This window comes from Methylomonas sp. DH-1 (assembly GCF_046097555.1).
GTDB classification, from domain to species: domain Bacteria; phylum Pseudomonadota; class Gammaproteobacteria; order Methylococcales; family Methylomonadaceae; genus Methylomonas; species Methylomonas koyamae.
The window spans coordinates 1,242,107-1,267,810 of record NZ_CP143089.1 but is presented as its reverse complement, the minus strand read 5'-3'; the positions used below and the strand labels follow the sequence as shown (position 1 = coordinate 1,267,810).

The following is a 25,704-nucleotide window of genomic DNA, read 5'->3' as shown; positions in this document are numbered from 1 at the left end:
GCGAGCGCAACACAGCACCGTCACACCAAAACCCGCTCGACGCCGCCCTGGGTCACCTGCTCGACATATTCCGGCATCCAGTTTTCGCCCAGCACGTGTTTGGCGATTTCGACGACGATGTAATCGACTTCCAGCGTTTCCACTTCGTCCTGAAAACGTTGCAAACCCTGCATGCAAGACGGGCACGAGGTCAGCATTTTTACCGGGCCGGCGTAACCGTTACCGCGCAATTTGGCGGCATCCTTTTGTAGCTCCTCGGCTTTTCGAAACCGGATCTGCGTCGAAATATCCGGCCGCGCCACCGCCAGAGTCCCCGATTCGCCGCAGCAACGCTCCGACTTGCTAACCGGTGCGCCAAGCAATTGGTTTACCACTTTAACGCCGTCCTGCTGTTTGAATGGACTGTGGCAAGGATCGTGGTACAGATAACGCGCGCCATTCACGCCATCCAATTTCACACCTTTTTCCAACAAATATTCGTGAATGTCGATCAAGCGGCAGCCTGGGAAAATCTTGTCGAACTCGTAATCCTGTAATTGGTCCTGGCAGGTACCGCAACTGACCACAACAGTCTTGATATCCAGATAATTCAAGGTGTTCGCCACCCGGTGGAACAATACCCGGTTATCGGTGGTTATTTTCTGCGCCTTGTCGAATTGGCCGCCTGCCCGCTGCGGATAACCGCAGCACAAATAGCCCGGCGGCAATACCGTTTGCACCCCGATCTCGTACAGCATCGCCTGCGTCGCCAGACCGACTTGGGAAAACAAGCGCTCGGAACCGCACCCCGGAAAATAAAACACCGCTTCCGAATCCGCTTTGGTCTTCTGGTGGTTGCGGATAATCGGCACGATTTGGTTATCCTCGATATCCAACAGCGCCCGTGCAGTCTTGTTCGGCAATTCTCCAGGCATTTTCCGGTTCATGAAATGAATCACCTGCTCCCGCACAGGCGGCTTACCGACCGTCGCCGGCGGCTGCGCAATCTGCGCCCTGCCCCAATGCTTTAAAAAGCGATTGCCGATGCGTTGCGCCTTGTAGGTCCAGTCGATCATCGCCTTGCGCATGGCTTTGACGTTACCCGGCTTGGACGCGGTCAAAAAGGCCAGCGCCATGGTTTTGGCCGGGTTGAAGCTCTGTTTGCCCATTTTGCGCAGTAAATTGCGCATATTCATCGATACGTCGCCGAAGTCGATATCGACCGGACACGGATTGAAACACTTATGGCACACCGTGCAATGGTCGGCGACGTCCTCGAACTCTTTCCAGTGGGTAATCGAAATACCGCGCCGGGTTTGCTCCTCGTACAAGAAGGCCTCGATCAATAACGACGTCGCCAGAATCTTGTTGCGCGGCGAATACAGCAAATTCGCCGGCGGCACATGGGTCGCGCAGACGGGTTTGCATTTGCCGCAGCGCAGGCAGTCTTTCACCGATTCCGAAATAGCGCCGATATCGCTTTGTTGCATGATCAGCGACTCGTAGCCCATCAGGCTGAACGAAGTGGTATAGGCCGAGCGCAAATCGGCGCCGGGCATCAATTTACCGCGATTGAAACGGCCTTCCGGATCGATCCGGTTTTTATAGGCGTGAAAATCGGCCAGTTCGGCCTCGCTGAGGAACTCGTATTTGGTGATGCCGATACCGTGCTCGCCGGAAATCGCCCCGCCCAAGGCCCGCGCCAATTCCATAATCCGCGCCACCGCCGCATTGGCTTCCTGCAGCATTTCATAATGGTCGGAATTGACCGGCAGATTGGTATGCACATTGCCGTCGCCGGCATGCATGTGCAAGGCCACGAACACCCGGCCGCGCAGGATTTCCTTATGTACCGCTTCGATACGCTCGATAATGGGCCGGAAATTGTCCCCTTCGAAGATTTCCTGCAAACGCGGCAATAGCTCCAGCTTCCAGGACACTCGTATCGAGTAATCCTGCAAACGATGAAACAAGGTTGGTTGCGTAGCGCGATTGGTCAGTTCGCCTGCCAGAACGCCGTAGTTGGCGAACTGCGGCTCGGCCTGCGCCAACGGCAAATCCAGATTATCGTAAAGCCAGGCCCAGCGCGCCTGCACCGCCGCGACGGTCTCCAACGCCTGACTCTGTCGCTCGCCGAGCAGTTCTTGGCGATTGACGCCGTCCTCGTAAGCGCGCAACGGCAATTCGCCGCTGAAGAATTCCGCCAAAGCCGAGCACAGGCGCAACTTGTTACGAATCGACAATTCGATATTGATGCGCTCGATGCCGTCGCAATAATCGCCCATGCGCGGTAACGGAATCACCACGTCTTCGTTGATCTTGAAGGCGTTGGTGTGTTTGGCGATTGCCGCGGTCCGGGCCCGGTCCAGCCAGAACTTTTTGCGGGTCTCGGCCGACACGGCGATAAAACCTTCAGCCCCGCGCACATTGCACAAACGCACCACTTCCGAAGCGGCCAGCGCCACCTGGTTCTCGTCGTCGCCAACAATGTCGCCGATCAATACCATCTTCGGCCGGCCGTGGCGCTTGGCCTTGGTGGCGTAGCCGACCGCCTTGACGTAGCGTTCGTCCAGATGCTCCAAGCCAGCCAACATCACCCGTTGCGCACCGTCTTTCGGCAAGCTCTCCAAATAATCTCGAATCTCGACGATCGCCGGCACCGCTTCGCGCACCTGGCCGAAAAATTCCAGACAAAAGGTGCGGGTCACCGGCGGCATTTCGTGCAAAATCCAGCGTGCCGAGGTGATGATGCCGTCGCAACCTTCTTTCTGCACGCCGGGCAAACCGCCCAAAAACTTGTCGGTGACGTCCTTGCCCAACCCGGTTTTGCGGAAAAAACTGCCGGAAATTTCCAAATCTTCTTCGCCCAGCAACTGCTTGCCGCTGGCGTCGAAACGCTTCAACACAAATTTAGCGGTTTCCTGCTCGTGGATCTTGCCCAGGTTATGCTGCAACCGTTCGATTTCCAGCCAGTTGCCGTCCGGCGTCACCATGCGCCAGGAGGCTAGATTGTCCAGCGCGGTGCCCCACAGCACCGCTTTCTTGCCGCCGGCGTTCATCGCGATATTGCCGCCGATGCAGGAGGCATCGGCCGAGGTCGGATCGCAGGCGAATACCAAACCGGCCTGCTCGGCCGCATCCATCACCCGCCGGGTGACGACACCGGCACCGGTGTGGATCGTGGCGTAGGATTTATCGACGCCGGGCAACAAAGTCTGACGATCCACCTGGCCCATCGCCAACAGTTTCTCAGTGTTGATCACCGCCGAGTAGGCATGCAGCGGTACCGCACCGCCGGTGTAACCGGTACCGCCGCCACGCGGAATGATGGCCAAACCCAGCTCGATACAGCCGCGTACCAGATGGCCGACTTCGTCTTCCGAACAGGGATACAGCACGACGAAGGGATATTCCACCCGCCAGTCGGTGGCGTCGGTGACATGGCTGACCCGGGCGAAGCCATCGAAGCTGATATTGTCTTTGCGGGTGTACTGCGACAACAGCGTCATCACGCTACGCCGCAATTGGGCGGTACGTTCGAAATGGGCTTCGAATTCGTCCACGGCCCGATGCGCGGCGAGGATTAATTTGGCGACGCGTTCGGCGCGGTCGGCATTTTGGTTTTCGGCTTCGGCGTGCCTGGCTTCCATTTGCCGCAAACGGTGGCGCAAGGCTTGCAACAGGGCTCGGCGACGCTTAGCGTTATCCAGCAGGTCGTCTTCCAGATAGGGATTGCGCCGCACCGCCCAGATATCGCCCAACACTTCGTAAAGCATCCGCGCTGAGCGCCCGGTGACCCGCTCCTCGCGCAACACATCCAGGATCGCCCACATGTCTTCGCCCAACAGGCGAATCACAATTTCGCGGTCGGAGAACGAGGTGTAGTTGTAGGGAATTTCCCGCACGCGGGCGGGGGTTGAATCAAGCGAAGCGGGAAATAATGGAGAAGCCACAGGATTTCGGCGAACGGAAAGTCAGAATCGGCCGAATTTTAACACGGCACCCAACCGGGCCGACCGAAAAATCGCCGCGCAAACCGCGGAATATCTGGGGTTTATCGGCCGCCGCCACTGGATAACGCGGCCTAACCGGTGCCACCGGACAACCGGTGCGCCGTTCAATGGCGCCCGATCGTCCCGGTAGCGGCGACTTTAAAATTCCAAACGGCCGCCCAGCATCAAACGGTTACTTTCCACATGCCGATAACTTTGCAATGTCTCGTAAGCCAGGAAGGCCGAGACGCCGCCCGGCAACACCGTGGATACTTCGGCGCCGAAGGTGTAGTAATCCCGAGTCGGGGCGTCGTTGACCAAACTAAAGGTGGAGCCGCTACCGTCCGCAATAAAACTGCCGGTCACGCTGCGCCGACCGTCAAGAAATTGGTGGTGCCACTCGCCGCGTAATTGCGGAATTAAAACGCCCCACGGAAAACTGAAGGTGTAAGCGGTTTGCACGCCCACCGTGGAAATCAGCGATTCGATATTCTGCTTACCGAATCGAACCGCGGCGACACTCCCGGATTCGGCATAGCCGTCGATGTTCAAAGCGGTATATTCGCCCCGCGCATAAGGCGCAATGCTCAACGCCTTATGGTGCCAGTCGTAGCCGCCACCCCAACTGAACGAATATTGGTCGGCATTCGGCTTGGCTTTGGCCACCGACGATACGCCGCCCAACGTGATATTACGGGTGGTTTCGAATTCATGGCCGCCATACGAAGCCGTTGCGTCTAAATGAAAAGCCTCGGTCACGAAGTAAGAGGTATACAGCATACCGGTATAACTATCGCCCAACGTTTCGCCGCGGCCGGCGTTGAACGCGGCGTTACTATGGCGGTAGTTGAAGACTGCGCCGCTGACCCAACTGTCACTGATCCGGTAATCGACGCCGGCCATGAAATTATGGTTGTCATACTTAAAACCGGCCACGTTAAGCCCGGTATTGTCGTACGCACCGAAGCCGCTATCGACCTTGGTCCAAAAATTCAACGGCGGAAAATCGGCGTCGCCGCTGCCAGCGCCTAATCTCGAGGTTTGATTGTTGCTGTAATAGTCGTAAGGCACCGGATTACGGCCGCCGTCCAACCGCGTAATCGAGTTGCCCAGACCCAGGACTTGATCCGGCGTCAGGCTCTGGATGTCGGAAAAACTGGCTTGGCAAACCGCCGGTGAATCGCTTTCCAAATCCGAGTAATACGACGAACACGAACCGATTGCCGCATCCACCGATCGTTGATTAGGATTCAGATTATTCAGCGGCGCGGGCGCCCCGTTGGCTTGAACCGAAGACAAAGCCAACACAGCCATTCCGGCCGCAATCGGCAAATGCCGCTTTACCGCCGGCCCAAGCGGAACTGCAGCTTCCGCTTTCGAAATCGAATAACGCATAATATTCTCCAATGAATTCATAACACACATCTTAACACTGTAGCCGGCGCTACCGCAAAATTGCTACCAAGCAATTACCCAGCAAAATCAGACAAATAACCAAAATTCACAACTCAATCTATCAACATAATCCGGCCGCCGCCATTCAATTGAACCGAAGTTTTTCCTGCAAACTCAACAGGCCTTTATGCGCCGGGTTGACCTCCAAGCCCTCCTGAACTCTCTTCAGGGCTTCGGAACGGTCGCTCTTTTCATAAAACTCCCAGGCTTGTTGTTCCAGGGTATCGGCGATCTTGTTCAAACCGGCAATCGCCGCCTTATTGTACGGATCAATCTTCAACACCTCCTGGTAAGCCCAAAAGGCGTTGCTACCGGTCGGCGCAGTCAAATAGCCCACGTCGAAATGAATCTCGGCCAGTTCCAACAGGTCCTTGATCTTTTGCAGTTGCTCCGCGGTCAGGCTCGGCACCACCTTGGGCGGTTCGGCCACTGCCGTCTTCTCGGTCAACGTCCAATAGACGTTGACGCCGATCGAACAAACGATAATCAAGGCGCTGGCCCACAGGCCGTAATACACCGACGAACGCGGGCCGATAGACGCGACAAATTCGTCGATACTGGCGCTGCGGTTTTCCTGCTTGAACGCCAGACCTTTTTGCAGACCCTTCCACTGCCGGCGCGATAATTTCGGAATCGGCTTCGGCTGCAAATTCAGTTCCCTGGCTTTTTCGGCGGACAAGCGGCCGAACGGATGCTTACCGGATAACAACTCGTAGGCGATACAAGCCAATGCATAGATATCGTCGCGCGGATCCGGCGCGCTGTGCTGCAATTGCTCCAGACTGGCGTAGGCCGGCGTCATCGCCCCCAAATCGCGGGCATTGAACACAGTCGCGTCGTGGCCGTCTTTCTCGCCGCGGCCAATGGCGCAGGCAATACCGAAATCCAGCACCCGGATTTCGCCGTCCTCGCTGACGAAAACATTGCCGGGTTTGAAATCGGAATGGACGATATTTTTGCTATGCGCATGCCCCAGGGCTTCGGCCATGGCATGGATGATAGGCCAGGCTTTTTTGAACGGCAGGCCGGTTTCGGCGTGGTCGCGGATCAAATGGCTCAACGGCCGGCCTTGCAGATATTCCATCGACATGAAGACGTAGCCGCCGTCCCGGTCGAAGTCGTAAACTTTGATGATATTGGGGTGGGAAAGGGTTTGCGCCCGCTTGGTTTCGCGTTGCAGCCCGACCAGCGCCATCGGATTGAACTGAAAATCCTGGTTCAACACTTTCAAAGCCACGAACGGGTCTTTATCCGCTGCCTCGACTTTGCGCAAGTCGGTGGCCTTGAACACCATGCCCATACCGCCGACGCCAAGCAGCTCTTCCAGCACGAAGCGGTTTTTCAAGGTACAGCCCACCGTCAGCTCCGCTTGCGGTTGGCTCGGGTCCAGACCTTGTAACAAGGATTCGGTGGTCATGGTCGGCGCCTGGGTTTGCAGCGAGGTCGGCTCGGCTGCAATCGGGGCCGCCGAAGGCCCTGGCACGACCTCTGTCGCCTCGTCGGTCGATGCGGGCCGCGGCGCCAGTAACGTTTCGTCGTCGCCGGCCGCCGGCAGCGGTGAAACCGGCGCAACCGCCAAACGGGTTTCGTCCTGCAAGGCCGCCTGCAACGCGAAATAACGCTCGGCCGCCAAGCCGCCGCCGCGGTATGCCGCCTCCAAATGTTGCAACGCTGCCGCCACCTCCGCGGCCGATTGCCCGCCCGCGGCGCGGGCCGCCGCCAATAACTCTTCGAATGAAATTTGCGATTGCCGGAACGCGTTTAATGCGCTATCAAATGCTGCCATGATCAATCCAAAACCAAATTGTCCAAGGATTTTAGCCGAAGACCTGGTTTTGTGTCGCCGCCGCTACGGACAACCGACCGATTCCAGCCAAGGCAGCGCGCAAATATGCTGAAACCACGTGCCCATCGGTATTCGTTGCTGGTATGGCTGACGCTGGCGTCAATGCTGCCGGGCTGCGTTTCCCCGGTCGCCAAATTGCATCGACAAGCTAGTGGCTTCGGTTTCGTCGGGCTGGACCTCAGCGGCGGCGGTTTTACACTGCGCGGATTCCTCAATCAGCCGGCCCAAGCCGGAGCACGGCTACACGTTTACCTGGAAGGCGACGGCCGGCCGTGGGAGCGCGGCGTGATTCCCGCCGCCGAGCCGACCACGCGGGACTCGGTGATTCTGCCGTTGATGGCCGCCGATCCAGCACCCAGCCTGTATTTGGGCCGGCCTTGCTATAACGGCCACGCCGAAGACCCCGGCTGCACCCCGGAACTGTGGACCGGCAGCCGCTACGGCGAAAACGTCGTCGCCAGCATGGCACAGGCGTTACAACGCTTTATCGAGCGGAACGGTTACCGCGAACTGGTATTGATCGGCCACAGCGGCGGCGGCACGCTGGCCCTGCTGCTGGCGGAAAGGTTGCCGCAAACCGCTGCCGTCGTGACCTTGGCCGGCAACTACGATATCGACCGCTGGACCGCTTACCACGGCTACCAGCCGCTGCAAGGCTCGCTCAATCCGGCGTTACGGCCGCCGGGCCGGGTGCCGGAGTGGCACTTGCTCGGCGAGCGCGACCCGATCGTGCCGCCGGCATTGTTCGAACCGGCTTTAAGCGCCCGCCCGCATGCCGGCGTAATTCGGGTCGATGCCGACCACAGCCGCGGCTGGCAGGCGATCTGGCCGGAAATATTGCAGCGCTTGCACAGCGTGAGATAAGCGCTATTGCGGCCCGGCGGTTTTCTGCTATCGTTGCCGGCCTAACCCTTCACAGCAAAAAGGCGGCTCGTTATGGCTCAGAAGATGTATCAAAATCGTACGCTCGCTCTGGCGATCGGCAGCATACTCATGGCGGCTTGCGCCCGCGACGTCAGCCAGGAAGAAATGGCCAAGGCCACCGAAGGCTACATCGTGGCCGATACCAATAAACTGTTTGTGGTCGATTGCCTGCTGCCCGGCCAGGTACGCAAACTCGGCTCGCAAATGACCTATCTCAGCGCCCGCCGGCCGATTCGCACCACCGCGGCGGATTGCGAAGTCCGCGGCGGCGAATATGTCGCCTACGACCGCGCCAATTACGCCAGCGCCTTGAACATCTGGCTGCCGAAAGCCCAGGAAGGCGACGCCTCGGCGCAATTGACCGTCGGCGAAATTTTCGAGAAAGGCCTGGGCACGCAGGCCGACTACAAGGCCGCCGCGCAGTGGTACGAAAAAGCCGCCCAGCAAGGCAATGCGCAGGCGCAATTGAACCTGGGCCATCTCTACGAAAAAGGCCTCGGCGTCGCTCAAGACAAGGAAGCCGCATTGCGTTGGTACCGCAAATCGGCCGGCCTGGAAGACGCCGGCATCCAATTCGCCCCGGCGGTCAATGCCCAGGAACTGGAGACGCTGCGCGGCGAAGTCGCCGAATCGCGCCGCGAAGCCGAGCAACTGCGCGAGCAATTGCAAAACACCCGCCAACAAACTCTGGACCAACAGGAAAGCCTGCGTAAGGCTCAAAGCGAATTGGAAGCCTTGCGCAACAAGCTGCAGCAACAAAAATCCACCGCCCCGGGCAATTCCAGCGACATCGAAATGCTGGAAAAACAATTGCGCGAAAAAGAGTCGCAACTCAAAGAACAACAGGCCAAACTCGGCACGTTGACCCAAACCTTGAGTCAGGAGCGGCAACGCATGAAGCGCGAGCTGGAAAGCGCCCGCCAAGAGGCGCCCGCCGCCAAAGCCGTGGACAGCAAGGCCAACGAACTGGAAAGCCGGCTGAACGAAAAAATCGAGACTTTCCAAAAACAATCGGCCGAATTGACCGCTTGGCTGACTTCGCCCGACAAACTCGACCGTAGCCAGATCGACAGCCGTAAACAAGCATTGCAACAGCAAGCCAAGGAAATCGCCGCGCTGAAAGAAAAACTGGAACAATCGCGCAGTACGCTGTTGGCGTCCGGCGCCGGGCCGAACATCGAGTTGATCGAACCGGCCGTGACCGTCACCCGCGGCATCCCCAGCATCCAATTCGCCGTCGGCGAAAGCAGCAAACGCATCATCGGCAAAATCGACGCCAGCACCGGCCTCAGCCGCTTGTTGCTGAACGACAAACCGGTCAAAGTCGACGCCAACGGCCGCTTCGAAACCGACGTCAGCCTGCAGGGCGACGAGACGGTGGTCCGTATCAGCGCGACCGATAAGCGCAACCAACGCAGCGACCTCAGTCTGCGCCTGCTGGCGGCCAGCAGCGGGATTGCGGCCGAACCGTTTCCGAGCGGCAACGGCAGCGGCGGCGATCTGAAACGCAGCGGCGATATCCAGTTCGGCAAGTTTTACGCCATCATCATCGGCAACAACGACTACGGCGCCTATCCGGCGCTGAAAACGCCGATGGCCGACGCCAAGAGTCTGGAACTACTGTTACGCGAGCGTTACGGCTTTAAAACCAAACTGCTGCTGAACGCCAACCGCCACGCGATCATGTCGGCGCTGAACGAGCTGAACCAAAAATTGACCGAGCAGGACAATGTACTGATTTATTACGCCGGCCACGGCGAAATCGACAAGCGCAGCCAAACCGCCTATTGGCTGCCGGTCGATTCCGAAACCGGCAACAGCGCCAACTGGATTTCCAGCCAAAGCATCACCGAATTTTTGAGCATCATGCCGGCCAAGCACATCATGGTGGTGGCCGATTCCTGTTATTCCGGCGCCTTGACCGGGTCCGCCGTGGCCAAATTGCCCGAGGGCATGGACGACGCCAAACGCGAGCGTTGGCTGAAAGCGATGAACAGCCGCAAGGCCCGCACCGTGTTGACCTCAGGCGGGGTCAAACCGGTTATGGACCAGGGCGGCGGCGAGCATTCGGTGTTTGCCAATGCGTTTTTGAAGGTGTTGCGCAGCAACAAACGCATTATCGAGGATTACGATATTTTCAGAGACGTGGCGAATCAGGTGCAGGCGTCGGCGGCGCGCGGCGGCTTCGAACAAAAACCGCAATATGCGCCGTTACAACATGCCGGACATGAAGGCAGCCCGTTCTTTTTCGTACCGGAGGTTTGATCCCGCCGAAGCGGGCCGGGCCACTAAAGCCCGGCCGGAACGGATGTTTTAAACGCTTATTTCCATTTCGAAAATAAATCTTTCAGCTTGTCTTGCTTGGCCGCGGCCGGGATTGGTGCCGGCTCCGGCGTTGGCACAGGCTCCGGCTCGGGAACCGCGACCGGAGCGGGTTGCGCTTCCGCGGCCGGTTTGCTTTTGCCGAACAGGCTTTTCAATTTACTGGCTTTTGCCGGCGCTGCAGGCTCTGCCACCGGTTCGGCAACCGCAACCGGCGCTGGCGGCGCGGCTTCGATAACCGGTTCCGCGACCGGCGCGGCCGCTTCTTCGACGGCTTCGGCCACCTCCACCGTAGTTTGGGTACCCAGCTTCTGGTCCAGTTTGGCCATTTGCTGCATCGTGTTGTTCAGTAGCTGTTTGAACTTACCGAAGCCGCCGCTCTTCTCGACGGCCTTATCCACCGACGAATGCTTGGCCGTAGCGGCAATATCGTTAGTGGCGACGGTTTCGACCGGGGCTGCGGCAGGGGAAACCGGAGCCGGCGCAACCGCAGGCTCGACCGCTGCCGGTTTTACTACTGCCGGCGCGGGAGCGCTGGCCGCTTCGATCACGCTGGGTTTTGGCTCGGCCACCGGTTCAGGTCTGGGTACTGGCGCGGGAGCAATTGAGACCGCCGTGTTGTCCGCCGGTTTGACCTGCTCCGCGAATTCGGTTTGGTAGCGGTTGACGGTTGCGGCCAGCGCTTTCTCGGCATTGGCTTGCTGGCGTTCGAATAGAATTTTTTGCTCTTCCAGCGCCAGTTCCAATTTAGCGACCTGCGCGGTTTGTTCTTCCACCTTACGTTGCAGCGGCTCCAACAAGGCGTCCTTTTCGGCCAGCTTCGCGCTTTCCGCCCACAACGACAATTGCAGATCGGTCTTGCCTTTTTGCTCGGCCTGGAAACGTTCGACCGCCTGCTCGCTAATCGCCGCATACCGGTTCCACAGTTCGCCGTTGTCGGCCGAGCTAGCCGCAGGCAAGCTCGGCTCGGTCAATTCGAACTTGTTGGCCAAAGCCTTGATGCTGTCGATCAATTGCCGGTTGCCGGCCACGACTTGTTCTTCCAAACCGGCGGCGCGTTGCGCGGATGCTTCGGCGGCGGTTTGCACTTCGGCCAATTGCTGGACGCTGGCGGCCAATTCGGCTTGGCTGCTTTGCACTTGCTGCTGCGCAGCTTCCAGGTCGGCCTGCAAGCCGAGACGCATTTTCACCAGAGCGGCGTTGGCTTTTTTCAAAAAGTAAATACGGATACTGTAAAAAATCGAAGTCAGCAACCATACCGCAATGGCCACGGCTCCGGCATATTCCGGATTGGCAACGGTTAATTGGTACCAATCCAATAATATGCTTTGAATCATCGGTAAATATGCGTCCATAGAAAATCCCGGCTAAATGTAGTTTTTATAATGAAGACCCGCGCCCGGCACCGAGCGGCCTGGAACCGCTCCGGATCGGAACGGTGCAGTATACCAGCTTGATTGTATTACGGATTATCGGCGTCCGCCGGCCGGCGGTATCGGGCAACCGCAGCGCCGGATTAAGCCGCTGTTAAGCGCTGGGCGGCCAGACTAGCGGCAGGATCGCCAACAGGAACCGACATGAAACACGTACCCAACGCAATTTCCCGCAACCGCACCGTACCTTATCTGGCTACCGACGGCGCATTACGCTTCTGCGTCAGCGCGCCGTTGCTCGAACCGCCGGCGGATTTCAAAGAGTGGTACCGCCCACGGCAAAGGCCGGAGCGGCCATGCCGGCTGGAGTCCGCCGCGGCTGCCGCTAAGCCGGTTTACGCCGCCTGACAAGATCGCCAACCCGAAAACCGGTCGCCAGCGCCGTTCCGGCCAATATCACGGCCATGCCAAGCAGTTGCTGCGGCGTGACCGCTTCGGCTAGATACAGCGCACCCCACAAGGTCGCGAATACCGGATTTAAAAACGTGACGGTCAACGCCGAAGAAGCGCCGATATCGCGGATCAACCGGTAATAGAGCGGAAAGGCGACGCCGGTGCAGACGATACCCAAGCCAACCACGGCGATTAACGACTCTGCCGTCGGCACCTGCTTTACCGGCCACAGAAACAACATCGGCAACAAAAGCAGCGACGCCGCCCACAGGCTGCCGTGAGCGGTCTCGAACGGTGCCAATCTGGCGTTGGCCTTGGCATAATTCGTCGCAATGCCGTACGAAAATGCGGCGGACAGCGAACCGATTACCGGCAGCAAAAATTGGTCCGGACTCGCGGCCAGCACCCCCCAAAACAACAGCACGACGCCGCAGAACGCAGTTACCATGCCGCACAGCCTTTTAAAATCGAGCCGCTCAAATCCGAGCGCCAAACCGATCGCATAAGCCCAAATCGGCGCAGTCGCGTTCAACACCGACAGTTGCGAGGTCGACAGCGTTGCCGCCGCATAGGCGAACAAACTGAAAGGCAACGCGACGTTGAAAAATCCCATCGTCAGCAAATAACGCCAGTTCCGCAACAAACCGCCCGGCCGTTTCCTGAACAAGGCCAGCACGGACAGAAATAACGACGCCGACAACACCCGGCCCTCCCCTCCGCGACATAGGCCAGCCCCAAAATCGGCGCTGCAATCCGCATCAACAGAAAGGACCCGCCCCAGATTCCGGACAGAAGCAGCAAGCGCAAAGCATCGACAATAGCCATAAGGATGATCGGTTGTTGGAAAAGGCATTATTGTGCCGCACCGCTACGCAACCGAAAACGTGCCGCAATCGAACTACCGCAGTACACGTCGCCCACGGCGATGAGCGCATGCGGCAAGACAAATACCCCGCGAATACGTTAACCTTGCCGTTTCAGTCGTTGGCTTCTGGAGCACGCTCTATGCGAAACGGAACAATCCCTACCCTGGCTACTGTCGCTGCCGCCGTGGCCGTTTTGGCCGGCTGCGCCGGCATTCCGGCATCCGACCCGCGCGACCCTTGGGAAAACTGGAACCGGCCGGTGCAAACCTTCAACGACCGCGTCGACGACTACGTGATGAAACCGGTGGCGCGCGGCTACCGTTGGATTACGCCGGATTTCGTCGATGCCGGCATCAGCAATTTTTTCAGTAACGTGGCCGACATCCGCGTGTTCATCAACGATGCGCTGCAAGGCAAATTCCAGCAAGCCGGCATGGACGCCGCCCGCTTTTTGGTCAATACCACCGCCGGCATCGCCGGTTGGTTCGATCCGGCCAGCAGCATCGACTTGCCCAAACACCACGAAGATTTCGACCAGACCCTGGGCTATTGGGGCGTCCCGACCGGGCCGTATTTGGTATTGCCGCTGCTGGGGCCGAGTTCGCCGCGCGGCGTCGTCGGCTTGATCGGCGACACCGCCGCCAACCCGATCAGCTATACCGGACTGTTCACCAACTCGTCGGTACTATCGCAGGCGATCTCCGGCGGCTTGGGCGGCATCAACGCCGCCGATTTGCGTGCCGACAATCTGGAAACCGAAAAAATCGCCAGCGAAGCCGCCGTCGACCGCTACGGATTTTTCCGCGGCGCCTATTTTTCGCAGCGCAATTATTTGGTCAACGACGGCAACGTCACCGACGACGACATTTTGCATCTCGACGAAACCGAGGAAAAACTGTCGCCGGTCAATCCGTATTAACCGGCGAACCGGCCGCAGGATTAACCCCGTCAAACGCGCCACGCGGTAAAGCTTGTCCGGTTCATCATCGAGCGACACAACTAGAGCGACCTGCCATGAAAAAACCGATATTCGCCGCGTTATTGACCCTCACCGGGACCCACGCCGCCGCAATGCCGCCGGACATCCGCTCGTTGCCGCTGGAGCGGATCGGCATCGAGCGCATCGATATTCAGGGCCAGATCAAAACCTGGACCTTGAATAAAGTCTGCATCGACGGCCAGGCCTACCTGATGTTGATGAAAGGCTTGACCGAACCGGTGAGTATTACGGCGGCGTTCGCAAACGGCAAGCCTGAGCAATGTAGGATCGCAGCCGACGACACGTTACCGGGCAAATGAAAGCCCGTTCTCGGCCAACATAGCGTATCCCGCTTGCAAACGGTCGAGCACCGGAGACTCGTCGAACCTCTGCGCCTGTCGATCCGCTTTACACGCCGAATGCCGACCGGCAAGGCCAACCATTTGTACCGCTGCCGTTACTGGAGATTGGCTCGATTTTTGTTTGTTATCGTTACAGTTTGCCCAACCGAATCCAGCCATGTACCTGAACCTATTTCGACCCTTACTGGCGCACCCGCGCCCAGAAAATCGCCCCAGGCGAATACTGCGTCGCCGCGGCCGACTCGGTCATCGTTACCGTGCTCGGCTCTTGCGTCACCGCCTGCATCCGCGACCGCAACAAGGGCATCGGCGGCATGAACCATTTCATGGTCGCTAACACCAACGAAGGCCGGCCGGTCAACGCGCGTCTGGAACACCAAGCCAAGGCGGCGATGGACAAATTCATCGGCCACTTGCTCGACATCGGTGCGGAACCGCACCAGTTGGAAGCCAAACTATTCGGCGGCGGCAATATTCTGAACGGATTGCAGCGCGACAACGTCGACGCCCGCAGCGCACAGTTCCTGCGTAATTACTTGGCCGAACGCGGCATACCCGTTGTCGCCGCCGACATGCTGGACATTTATCCGCGCAAGGTCTACTTCTTTCCCGAATCCGGCAAAGTGCTGGTCAAAAAGCTGAAAGACATCAAGAACGAAACCATCCTGATCCGGGAACAGCAATATTCGCAGCGGCTATTTGCCGGCAGCCTGGCCTAGCCGGGTATGGCGATAATCGCAAGCTCATCCGAACCGCCCCGCTAGCCGATTCGCCGCGCGCTCGCCGCAATAGCGAGTAAACCGGCTCATTATCAACGGCATAGTCTTTATCGCAGCCCGAATAACCCTGCTATCCGTACGTGATACAATCCGCGACTCACCCACAATCAAATCAAAGGAATTTTATGCCTTTTCTCAAACACCTTGGCTTGCTGTTGTTCTCCGCTTCATTCGCTGCCGGCGCCGCGGAAATTCCGCTGACCCAAGCCGACCTGCTGGGCACCTGGCAAATCGAAAAAGAATCGGTCAACGCCGACGGCAGCGGCGCCCGCGGCCTGAACACGACATGGACCTTCAGAAACGACGGCACCATGGAAGGCATTTCCCAAGAAAACGACTCCCATGCCCGTATCGAACAACTTAAAGCGGTATTGAATTACAGCGTCGAAGACGGCAAGTTGAAAAAACAAGCGGCGCCGGGCCGCTCGAAAATGGAAACCTGCGCCGCCACTGCCAGAGACGGCAACAAAATGGTCTTGAAGTGCCAGTCGATTTATTTCTTTATGACAAAAAAATAAGAAGCGTGTCTGCTGTAAGCACGGCATCGTAAACTCTGCTCCTGGGTTCTTTCCGTGCGGTTCGTTACCTCACCGCACGCTAAGGCTTGAGCTAGTCAAGACGAAAACCAAGGATAGCTTTCGAAGCAAAAGTTTCACAGCTTTCGGTCTACGAACCGACATAAAATGATGTCTTGGCAATCAAAACCATGCTTACGATTAAGTTGCCGCTAATCGTACCTAGGCGGGTTTGGATATGCTGGAGACGAACGGCACCAATGATCGGCTCGAAATACGTTCGGTTTGATGTAGGCTTGATATAAATGTGTCGCTATCGCGACAGATTTTGAATGCCGGTTCGCGGACCGGCAACCGCGATACTTTCTTTTGCTTGGCCAAAAGAAAGTATCCAAAGCCCCCCGATGCCGCTTTGATCCTGCGCGCCGAAGGGGGTGAGCGGGGTTTTCGGAAGGGTTATCCTAGCCCCCCCCCCCCCCGAAAACGCGATGCATCCCCGCATCGCTCTGACTGACGGGCTGGTCCGCCCAAACTTTCCGGTGCTCGGCGCTGTAAAAGGGGATACCCCCCAGAAGAGAGTTAAGTATTTTGTATTTGTCATAGACCCTCCTTCACCAGTTGATTTATACCATCGTAGAAGTGAAGGCAAAATTATCAAACAAGCCGCGAATCTGAATAGAATTTCATGCTCAGCTAAAACCACAATAAATTACGAATATTTTGAGGCTGCGCTTAAAATTTGTCTTAAAGAAGAAATGGAGGCAAATCATGATTTAATACCAATATTGTATATAAGTGCGCACGGCTTTTCCTACGGTATACAGCTTTCTAGCGATCAAATTCTTACTTAGAAAGAATTAGCCGAATTATTAAGACCAATAAACTATGCGCTAAGTAAAAGTCTAATTTTATGCTTGTCTTGTTGCGAAGACTATCAGAGAATAATAATGACAATGACCACTGAAAACCAGCAGCATCCGTACTATGCAATAGTGGCTAATGCAGAAAAGCCTCTTTGGTCTGACACCGCTGTAGCATATTCAACTTTCTATCAATTGATTGCTAAAGGTTATTTCGTAACTGAAGCTATACAAGCAATGCAAATAGCTTCTGGTAATTCAACATTTTGGCTTCAAATAACAGAGGGGTGAAGCAAACATATATTGATTTCATATCAGAAATTAACTCTGCCCAAGTTAAAAAACAATTGGAGAAAAATTCTCAAAATGAAGAACTTGAGCATTTAGCGAAGCTAGCAAAAATCAGCGGTAAAAATATATAACAAACCAATATTCTCGTTCCCACGCTCCCGCGTTGAAATACATACCAGCTTACAAAACTCATTACGGATTCCAACTTAAGAAGGTGGAAGCCAAAGTAAATATATGTCCTGCACCTCCGAGCTAAACGACAAAAATAGCGCTCTTCGTAAGTGGTTTTATGAAAATCAAAACACAGAACAGCTTTCAAGGTATAACAAATACCTACAAAGCAATCTGCCCATTATTCTGCCTATAGGCCCGGAAATCCCACCCGCAGGCTTCAAGTTTATAGGAACTGTTGTTGATTACTTAATACGATATGCCGCGAACGGAAATAAATTAGATTTTCAAAACACTATTGCAATGAATGCAGTACGCAGTCCATCAAGTAATAACACTATTAAAGGATATTTTTTAATTGGCAAATGGCATCTTTGTGGTGAACATCCCGCAAGCCAAGCAGCAATATACTCTGCAACTGCACTTACTATCTTGGACGGTTATTATCGTTCAGGGAGCCTACCATTTGATTTCGCTTATCGTAAAATAAGCGATAAAATGATTAGAAATTGCGACATAGCGGATATTAACGAGCAATTAAAAGAAAATCTGGAAGGGTTTATAGAAAAATATGGCGGCGACTATTATTACAACGACATAGCGAATATCATCCGGCGATTCAGAGAAAACTTACTGAATGCTTGCGGACAGCTTTACGGAGCTAAACTTGTGAATGGTGACAATGAATTCAATAACAGCATATTCGTTGGCGGAGCAGATTTTGATTGCATTATTCACCATAAAGACAAAAAAGTTTTGACTGAGATAAAGACCAGCAAAAATAACACAACGATTAAGAACCTGAGGCAACTGCTCACATACGCGTTATTATACGATCCGGAACTGGATTTTTTTGAAATTGATTCAATTGGCTTTTACCACTCTCGGTCAGGTTCGTTCCGTTATATAGATATCGACAATACAATATTGAATGTTTTTCCTGGCTTTAAGTCAGTGACCGACGCTAGAAAGAGCTTTATTAATGCGATATCAAAATAGCCTATCTAACAAGCTGGGCATGATTTAGTGCCATTTTTTATTTAATCATTAATATAGTCTCAAAAAAGAGTTTTTCACCAACCTGCTAATCTACCGCGAAGGCATTAATCCCCTTATGCCGCGCCGAGCACCGGAGGGTTTGGGCGGATCGGCCCGACAGGGGCGCGGCAGGGATGCCGCGCGTTTTCGGAGGGCTAGGAAAGCCCTTCCGAAAACCCCGCTCAAGCCCTTCGGCGCGCAGGACAAATCGGCAGGATAGCCGATTTGCATGCATCGCACCCGAAGGGCGAGGCACATGGATGTGCCGAGTGAGCTAAGCGGCATCGGGGTGGCCTTTTCTTTGGATACTTTCTTTTGGCCACGCAAAAGAAAGTATCTCGGCTGTCGGGCCGAGACCCGACTTTAAAATAAAACAGTCGCGTCAGCGACACAACCGAGCCGACAGGCGAAAAAATCCCCCTACTTCTCCAACTTCCCCTTCAACCCGTTCAAGCCGTCTTTGAAAAACCGGGTCATGGCCTCGACGGCGGCGGCGTCGTTCAGGTTGTCGGGCGGCGTGTTGCCGGTGTCGCCGCGGTAGAAGCGGCTTTTCAGCGTGACGACGCTGGAGTCGGCGCTGTCGCCGTGGCCGACTTTCAAGTCGACGGTATGGGAGCTGGTCGGAAAAGCTTTGACGTTTTCGGTTTTCAGCCGGTAGCTGTATTCGTGTTCGGCCTCGTTGTAGTAGTCGAGTTCTTCGACGATGCTTTCACCGTTTTGGAAGGTCAGTTTGCGGGTGCCGCCGGACTGGTTTTTACCGTCGCCCTCGGCCGCCTTCAAATCCGGATGCCAATTGCCGATATCGTCGAAGTTTTTCACTGCCTCCCAGACCTTGGCGACCGGGGCTTGAATCGTCACGCTTTCCTTGGCTTTTTGCGGGGTGGGGCCGTGGGCCTGAGCTTGGCTGCACAGCAGGGTGAGTCCGAGGGCGTATATGATCTGGCGCATGCTAAATACCGGTAATAGTTAAAACCGGCATTATCGGCAACGGCGGCCATTCTGCCTTGGGAAGAATGCCCGTTATGCGTCGGGCAGTTTTCATTAATTTGGCTGCTGCCGGACCGCCGAGCGCAAGCCCGCTCAGACCGGCTTGCTGATGCCCAAGCGCTCCATCCGCGAACGTAACGTGGTCGATGGCACACCGAGGATTTTGGCGGCGCCCTGGTTGCCGGCGATGCGCCAAGAGGTGGCTTCCAGCGCTTTCAAAATATGCTGCCTTTCGGCTTCGTCCAACGTCAGGATCGGCCCTGCGGCTTGCGCCCCCGCGCTCGCGGTGGCGTGCACGCATTCGACGTTGGCGAGTTGCGAGCCATTGGTCAGAATTACGGCCCGCTCGATGATGTGCTGCAACTCGCGGATATTGCCGGGCCAGATGTAGCTTTGCATGTCCGACATCAACCGTTCCGGAATCGTCGTAATTTTCTTGCCGAACTTGGCCGCGTATTTGTTGATGAAATGCCGCACCAGATGCGGAATATCTTCCTTGCGCTCGCGCAGCGGCGGCAAATGGATCGGAAATACGTTCATCCGGTAATACAAGTCGGCGCGGAACCGGCCCTCTTGGGAAAACTGGGCCAGATCGCGGTGGGTAGCGGCGATGACGCGCACGTCGCATTTCAGGGTTTGAGTGCCGCCGACCCGTTCATATTCGCCCTCCTGCAACACGCGCAGCAGTTTGGCCTGCATTTCCAGCGGCAGTTCGCCGATCTCGTCCAAAAACAGGGTTCCGCCGTTGGCCAATTCGAACCGGCCCAGTTTGCGGTTGATCGCGCCGGTGAAGGCGCCTTTTTCGTGGCCGAACAATTCGCTCTCGGCCAGATTTTCCGGAATCGTCGCGCAGTTCAATTTCACCAGCGTCTTGTCCTTGCGCCCGCTCAGATTATGGATCGCCCGCGCAATCAACTCCTTACCGGTACCGGTTTCGCCGGTGATCAATACCGTCGCATCGGTCGCCGCCACCTGCTTGACCAACGCCATCGCCTGGCGCAGGCCGGCCGAATTGCCGATCAATTCCTCGCCGTCGCGGCTGGCCAAAACCTCTTCCTGCAGATAGGAATTGATGCCGCGTAGGGTATGGCATTCGGCTTCGGCCTGTTCCCGCGCCTTGCGTTCGTTGATGTCGCGCAGAATCAGGATGTAAAGCTGTTGGCCGGACGATTCCACCCGCGATATGGTGGCTTCGATCGGGAATTCGCTGTCGTCGCCGCGGCGGGCGGTCATGCCCTCGGAAATCCAGATCGCCTGCTTGGCCGGCACGCCGGCACGGAAATTGGTCACGGTCTTGTACAACTCCGGCGACAGGAAGCGGTCTACAGCGCGGCCGATGGTGTCTGCGGCTTTGCGGAGGAACATTTGCTCGGCGGCGGCATTGAACATGGTAATTCGGCCGTCCTGGTCCAATGCCAGGATCGCGTCCATCGCGTTCTCGAAGATGCGCGACAGGCGCTGCTCCTTTTCCTGCAGCTCCGATTTGAGCTTTTGCAAGGTCAAATGGGTTTGCACCCGGGCGATAACTTCCTCGTACTGGAACGGCTTGGTGATGTAATCGACCGCGCCGACGTGGAAACCCTGTACCTTGTTGGCGGTATCGGCCAGCGCCGTCATGAACAGCACCGGAATCTCGCGCGTGGCCGGGTGGCTTTTCAACGTGGCGCAGGTGGTGAAGCCGTCCACACCCGGCATCAGCACGTCCAGCAGCACCAAGTCCGGCTGCCGGCTTTTCGCCAGTTCCAGCGCGGTTTCGCCGGTCTCTGCGCGTAGCACGTCGAAACCGGCGTCGTTCAATAAAAACGCCAGCTCTTCCAGATTGACCGGATTGTCGTCCACCATCAGGATGGTGGGTTTGGCGTCGGACCGGGCGGACATTGTCATACGCTATTCTCGGCCAGGAAAGTTTGGATTTCGGGTTCCAGGCGCAGCATCGCCGCGCGCAGCAAGACCAAATCGGCGCCGGCATCCTCGTAAGCGGCTTCCAGGCCCGAGGATTCGATGCGCTGGGCGATCTTGCCGAATTCGAAGGCGCCGATGCTGTTGGCCGAGCCCTTCAAGGTATGCGCCGACAGGCGCAGGGCTTCGCCGTCGCGGCGTCTGATCGCCTCAGCCGCATCGTCCAGCAAACCGGACGCCTGCTCCAGAAACAGCGACATCATCTTGGCTAGCAACTGGCTGCGGCCGCGCACCCGGTTGAGAGCCTCCTGCCATTCCAGTACCGGCGCTGCCGGCGCCGCAGCGCCGCTTTGGTGTTCCAGTTCTGCCGCCGCCATATTCCAACACTCCACAGTCGCTAGTAATTCCTGTTCCTGCACCGGTTTGGCTATGTAATCGTCCATGCCGGCGGCCAGACAACGTTCGCGGTCGCCCTTCAAGGCGTGGGCCGTCATCGCCACGATACGCTGGTGTTTTTGAGTTTGCGCTTCCGCGGCGCGGATCGCTTCGGTGGCCTGGAAGCCGTCCATCACCGGCATTTGCACGTCCATCAGGATCAAATCGAATTGGTCGCGCTGCAAAATATCCAGCACTTCCTGGCCGTTGTTGGCGACTTGCACCGTATGGCCGCGCTCTTCCAGCAAGGCCACGGCCATGAACTGGTTCACCGGGTTATCTTCGGCCAACAGAATATTCAGTAATTTCGGCGGTTTCGCCAATACCAGCGGCCCGCGCTCGGCCGAACGGCTTTCGGCCTTGCCCAGCGCCGACTGGATCGCATGCCACAACTCGGAGTGCTTGACCGGCTTGCGCACGTACAGATTAATACCCAGATCGCGGCAGCGTTCCGAGTCGTCGGGGCGGTCGGCCGACGACAGCATCATGATGGTCACCGGCTCCAGCCGCGGGTCTTCTCGGATCATTTTCGCCACCATAAAGCCGTCCATGATCGGCATCATCGCATCGAGCAAAATCAAAGAATAAGTGCCGCCGGTTTCGGCCATGCGCTGCAAGGCCTCGATCGCCGCCTCGCCGCTGTCGACCGTGGTCGGGGCCATGCCCCAATGGTGCAGAATTTCCTCGAACACGCGCAGATTGATGTTGTTGTCGTCGACGATCAACACCGGCAGCCCTTTAACGTCGATCAAGGCCGGCGCGGCGGCTTCGGCGTCGCTCCGGCTATGGCGGTCGAACCAGGCGCTGAAATAGAAGGTGCTGCCTTTGTGTTCTTCGCTTTCCAGCCACAACTGGCCGCCCATCAGTTCGACCAGCCGCGACGAGATCGACAAGCCCAGGCCGGTACCGCCGAATTTGCGGGTGGACGAGGCGTCGATCTGGGCGAAGGCTTCGAAAATCAATTGCTGTTTGTCGCGCGGGATGCCGATGCCGGTATCCTGCACGGAGAAATGCAGCCGCACCCGGTCGTCGTTGACCGCCTCGGGTTTGACCTGCAACACGATCTCGCCGTGCTGGGTAAATTTGATCGCATTGCCGACCAGGTTGATGATGACCTGGTTCAAGCGGCCGATATCGCCCATCAGGTCGTCCGGGGTTTCCGGGTCGATGCGCAGCATCAATTCCAGGCCTTTTTCGTGGGAATGGCCGGCCAGCAGCTTCAGCGTGTCGCCCAGGCTTTCCCGCAATTTGAACGGCGCGTTGTCCAGTTCCAGCTTGCGGGCGTCGATCTTGGAAAAATCCAGAATGTCGTTGACGATGCGCAGCAAGGCATCGGCCGAACTGTTGGCCATCGACAAGAACTCGCGCTGCTGTGGCGTCAAATCGGTGCGCAGCGCTAAACCGATCATGCCCATGATGCCGTTCATCGGCGTGCGAATCTCGTGGCTCATGTTGGCCAGAAATTCGGTCTTGGCGCCGGCAGCCTGCAGCGCCGCGTCGCGGGCCGACACCAAGGCCTGGCGCATTTTTTCCAGATGTTCGGTCAAGGCCAGCACTTCGCTGATCTTGGTGCCGGAACTGAATTGGCGGGTGTGGTTGCCGGCGGCGATTTGCTCGGCTTCGTCGCGCAAACGCTCCAACGGACTGACCAAGCGGCGGCCGAACAAACCGACCACCAATAGCGACAAGCCCAGATAAATCGCGACGAAGTAGGCGCTACGCTGGTAAATGACGACGATGTCGTGGCGCACCTGGCGCTCGTCGTAGCCCAACCGCAATATCGCCAGCGAACCGTCGCTGGGCTTGGCGACCGGCACGGCCAGGAAGTAAATGTCGTCGCCGTGCTCGCCGAAGAAAAAGTCTTCCTGGAATTGCTGCTTGGCGTTGAGTTCGACATCGGCGTGCAATTCGCCGCTTTCGCTGACGATGTCGGCGTAAGCCAGGCGGCCGTTCAATAAAAACTCGCCCAACAATTCCTGCAATTCCCGGCTCTTGCCGCCGCCCAACCGCGGCGCGATCAAATTGCCGAACAACAGCGCGTCGGAGCGGACGAAATTGACGAATTGTTCTTCCACGCTGGGCTTGATCACCCGGTAAATGCCGAACAACAACACCGGCACCAACAACAGGTGGATACCGACCACCGCCAAAATCATGCGTCCGTTGAAACTATGAAAAAACCGCCTCATTCCGCCGCTCCCTGCCATAACACGTTAACCGCTTTGATACCTTGATTGGCCCGCACCTGGTCTTCCCATAAGTAGGTCACGGTGCCGGGATGTTGTTGCAATGCCGCCAGCAAATCCTTCAAATCGCTGTAGCTTTCCGGCCGTTTGCCGCCCAGGCGGAACACGACGGAAATGGTCTGGTTTTCGTAGGCATTCGCCGACATGAACGCCACTTTTTGCAGAAATACTTCGTAAATCAACGGGTCGCTGACGTTCAGCAACGGCACCGGCCGTTCGCCGCCCTTCTCCAACGGTACGCCCAGAAACAGTTTTCTGGCTTCCTGCACCGTCAACGCCGGTACCGACGACGCGGTGCCGGTGACCAGCACCAGCGATTGTCTGGTAACCGCCTTCAGGCTTTGTACGCCGAGCACAAACAGCAAACCGAACAGGCACAGGCCGCGCAACCGTCTCATGGAAATACCGCGCTCCATTGAAACATGACGACGCCGAAATGGTCGTCGCGCAAATGGTCGCGCGAAGCTTCGACCTTCAACGCCATGTTGTTATTGACTTTATAGCGCACGGCGCCCATGAAACGGTCGTCGACGAATTTGGGGAACATCGCCAGATAGGGATCGTGGTTGGCGCCGAACGTACCTTCCACCCGGCCGACCAGGGTCCAGCGCGGCATCACCTCCCATTCCACCTGGCCGTAGGCGCTGAGGAAATCGTCGTTCTTGGTGCCGCCGTGCGGGTTTTCCAGCCGGTTATTGACGTAAACCAGTTCGCTGAGCAGCGTTACCGCATCGATCTGGTGGTTGGCGTAGGCGGTCGCAACGTATTGGGTGACGTTGTTGACCGCCAATTCGTCGGAATGGATCTGGTTGTAAGCGCCGGAGATGCCGTACTCGTCGACGCCGAAGCTGACCGGCTGGTAACCGAGGCGGAACGAGGCGGCCGGCCGGTGCGAGCCAGCCGGCTCCACCAGATTGAAGGCTTCCAGGCCGCGGTTGATTTGCGGGCCGGCGCCGGCACCTATCGTGTAATAAACCCCGCCCTCGTCGAGCTGGTGCACGCCTTCCCACAGAAAACCGGTCAGATGGTTCGGAATCACGCCGCCGGCAGTTTCGAAGGCCATGATGCCGGGCCGGCTGATCGTGGACTGCAAAAACGCGCCGTGGTGGAATTGCATATTCCAATAGCCGATCGGGTTATGAAACCGCCCTAGCCACAGAGTGGATTCGTCGCCGATATGCAGGCCGAGTTGAAACCGTTCCAGATTATGGGTTTTGCTGCTGACCAGCCATTCGCCGAGAAAACGGAAGCGCTGGTAATCGGTGGTGTAAAACACGTTGATCGCCGGGATCACGTCGCCGGTACTGAGCTTCTTTTGCGGTTCCTGGTCGTAGCGGACGATACCGGTCAAATCCGGAAACAACAGCAAATCGCCCGGCAGCATGCTGGCATCGCCACTCGCGGCGTGGCCGGCGTGGCCGAGCCCGGCCGCTTGCGCCGCGGTACAGGTCAATGCAAGGCCATTAATCACCGCGGCAAGCGTACGCAGCTTACGGAAAAATTTCGCTGAACGGTGTCGTCGCCGCATGTTGGGTTCTCTGCCGAAAGAAGCCTGGCTAGATTGCTATTGGTTGAAAGTACAAGTCCGGGTCGAAATTTAGCGAAATGTATCACATTTCAAGCTGAGGTTGACGCTATTTCGTAACTGCCGGCCTCAGCCGCAACGCCGGGCCGCGGCAATGCGCCATCTGCCGCCAATATTTACGAAATGTCGTAACCGCTACGAATAATAGTAACGAGTTTGGCCGGTTCCGTCCGCCGCCAGCCGGGCAAACGCCCCGCAAAAACCAAAAAATACAAACATATTCAATAATTTATAAAAACAAAGCCGGCAACTAGGTTATTTGGCCCGGGATTTGCCATAAGTGAAATAGTTCTCTTACCTAACGACGACAAACGTCGTTTAATCCAACCAGACCGAACGGGAGCCGA

Annotated in this window: 20 protein-coding genes; 10 read left to right on the top strand and 10 right to left on the bottom strand. The window is 56.9% G+C overall.

The annotated features are described in order from the left end of the window. Nucleotides 1-20 precede the first annotated feature (20 nt). From VXJ35_RS06160 to VXJ35_RS06150, 3 genes are all read right to left on the bottom strand, one after another. Complete coding sequence (locus VXJ35_RS06160) at nt 21-3,932, bottom strand: DUF3683 domain-containing protein (protein ID WP_064020894.1); 3,912 nt, start codon at nt 3,930-3,932, stop codon at nt 21-23. Nucleotides 3,933-4,130: 198 nt separating this feature from the next. Continuing rightward, complete coding sequence (locus tag VXJ35_RS06155) at nt 4,131-5,366, bottom strand: autotransporter outer membrane beta-barrel domain-containing protein (protein ID WP_157770251.1); 1,236 nt, start codon at nt 5,364-5,366, stop codon at nt 4,131-4,133. A gap of 145 nt (nt 5,367-5,511) precedes the next feature. Further along, a complete protein-coding gene (locus VXJ35_RS06150; RefSeq protein ID WP_064020893.1) occupies nt 5,512-7,212 on the bottom strand; it encodes a serine/threonine-protein kinase in 1,701 nt (566 codons plus the stop codon). 105 nt (nt 7,213-7,317) lie between these two features. Here VXJ35_RS06150 and VXJ35_RS06145 point away from each other — a divergent pair, with 105 nt between their 5' ends. Together VXJ35_RS06145 and VXJ35_RS06140 are read left to right on the top strand one after the other, a co-directional pair. Continuing rightward, on the top strand, nt 7,318-8,136 hold the full coding sequence (locus VXJ35_RS06145; RefSeq protein WP_064020892.1) for an alpha/beta fold hydrolase: 819 nt from the start codon (nt 7,318-7,320) through the stop codon (nt 8,134-8,136). Between the two features lie 84 nt (nt 8,137-8,220). Beyond that, entirely contained in the window at nt 8,221-10,461 is a 2,241-nt protein-coding gene (locus VXJ35_RS06140) for a caspase family protein (protein WP_231914857.1), read from the top strand. A gap of 56 nt (nt 10,462-10,517) precedes the next feature. Here the strand turns inward: VXJ35_RS06140 and VXJ35_RS06135 are convergent, their stop codons facing one another. Beyond that, nucleotides 10,518-11,873, bottom strand: coding sequence for a hypothetical protein (locus VXJ35_RS06135; RefSeq protein ID WP_064020890.1), 1,356 nt, complete (start codon nt 11,871-11,873; stop codon nt 10,518-10,520). Between the two features lie 222 nt (nt 11,874-12,095). Between VXJ35_RS06135 and VXJ35_RS06130 the strand changes: the two genes are divergently transcribed. Further along, a complete protein-coding gene (locus VXJ35_RS06130; protein ID WP_064020889.1) occupies nt 12,096-12,299 on the top strand; it encodes a hypothetical protein in 204 nt (67 codons plus the stop codon). Here the strand turns inward: VXJ35_RS06130 and VXJ35_RS06125 are convergent. Beyond that, nucleotides 12,277-13,047 (bottom strand): DMT family transporter, encoded by a 771-nt coding sequence (locus VXJ35_RS06125; RefSeq protein ID WP_197495987.1) that lies wholly within the window; start codon nt 13,045-13,047, stop codon nt 12,277-12,279. The genes VXJ35_RS06130 and VXJ35_RS06125 overlap by 23 nt on opposite strands. 302 nt (nt 13,048-13,349) lie before the next feature. Here VXJ35_RS06125 and VXJ35_RS06120 point away from each other — a divergent pair, with 302 nt between their 5' ends. From VXJ35_RS06120 to VXJ35_RS06090, 7 genes are all read left to right on the top strand, one after another. Then, on the top strand, nt 13,350-14,129 hold the full coding sequence (locus VXJ35_RS06120; protein WP_064020888.1) for a VacJ family lipoprotein: 780 nt from the start codon (nt 13,350-13,352) through the stop codon (nt 14,127-14,129). A 95-nt stretch (nt 14,130-14,224) separates the two neighbouring features. After that, a complete protein-coding gene (locus VXJ35_RS06115; RefSeq protein ID WP_064020887.1) occupies nt 14,225-14,509 on the top strand; it encodes a hypothetical protein in 285 nt (94 codons plus the stop codon). 299 nt (nt 14,510-14,808) lie between these two features. Next, complete coding sequence (locus VXJ35_RS06110; protein WP_197495984.1) at nt 14,809-15,270, top strand: chemoreceptor glutamine deamidase CheD; 462 nt, start codon at nt 14,809-14,811, stop codon at nt 15,268-15,270. Nucleotides 15,271-15,455: 185 nt separating this feature from the next. Continuing rightward, the gene (locus VXJ35_RS06105; RefSeq protein ID WP_054762992.1) at nt 15,456-15,848 is read left to right on the top strand and encodes a lipocalin family protein; all 393 of its coding nucleotides are present in this window, start codon (nt 15,456-15,458) and stop codon (nt 15,846-15,848) included. Nucleotides 15,849-16,333: 485 nt separating this feature from the next. Next, nucleotides 16,334-16,696, top strand: a complete 363-nt coding sequence (locus VXJ35_RS06100) for a hypothetical protein (protein ID WP_157198102.1) — start codon at nt 16,334-16,336, stop codon at nt 16,694-16,696. 96 nt (nt 16,697-16,792) lie between these two features. After that, complete coding sequence (locus VXJ35_RS06095; protein ID WP_157198101.1) at nt 16,793-16,996, top strand: hypothetical protein; 204 nt, start codon at nt 16,793-16,795, stop codon at nt 16,994-16,996. Nucleotides 16,997-17,230: 234 nt separating this feature from the next. Further along, nucleotides 17,231-18,166 (top strand): hypothetical protein, encoded by a 936-nt coding sequence (locus tag VXJ35_RS06090; RefSeq protein WP_096875806.1) that lies wholly within the window; start codon nt 17,231-17,233, stop codon nt 18,164-18,166. A 459-nt stretch (nt 18,167-18,625) separates the two neighbouring features. Here the strand turns inward: VXJ35_RS06090 and VXJ35_RS06085 are convergent, their stop codons facing one another. The 5 genes from VXJ35_RS06085 to VXJ35_RS06065 form a co-directional block, all read right to left on the bottom strand. Continuing rightward, nucleotides 18,626-19,153 (bottom strand): SRPBCC family protein, encoded by a 528-nt coding sequence (locus VXJ35_RS06085; protein WP_064020885.1) that lies wholly within the window; start codon nt 19,151-19,153, stop codon nt 18,626-18,628. A gap of 132 nt (nt 19,154-19,285) precedes the next feature. After that, on the bottom strand, nt 19,286-21,076 hold the full coding sequence (locus tag VXJ35_RS06080) for a sigma-54-dependent Fis family transcriptional regulator (protein WP_064020884.1): 1,791 nt from the start codon (nt 21,074-21,076) through the stop codon (nt 19,286-19,288). Further along, complete coding sequence (locus VXJ35_RS06075; protein WP_064020883.1) at nt 21,073-23,715, bottom strand: hybrid sensor histidine kinase/response regulator; 2,643 nt, start codon at nt 23,713-23,715, stop codon at nt 21,073-21,075. The genes VXJ35_RS06080 and VXJ35_RS06075 overlap by 4 nt, the downstream gene beginning before the upstream one ends. Next, entirely contained in the window at nt 23,712-24,170 is a 459-nt protein-coding gene (locus VXJ35_RS06070) for a hypothetical protein (RefSeq protein ID WP_054762998.1), read from the bottom strand. The genes VXJ35_RS06075 and VXJ35_RS06070 overlap by 4 nt, the downstream gene beginning before the upstream one ends. Next, nucleotides 24,167-25,243: a hypothetical protein gene (locus VXJ35_RS06065; protein ID WP_157198100.1), complete on the bottom strand. Its 1,077-nt coding sequence runs from the start codon at nt 25,241-25,243 to the stop codon at nt 24,167-24,169. The genes VXJ35_RS06070 and VXJ35_RS06065 overlap by 4 nt, the downstream gene beginning before the upstream one ends. Nucleotides 25,244-25,704: the final 461 nt, after the last annotated feature.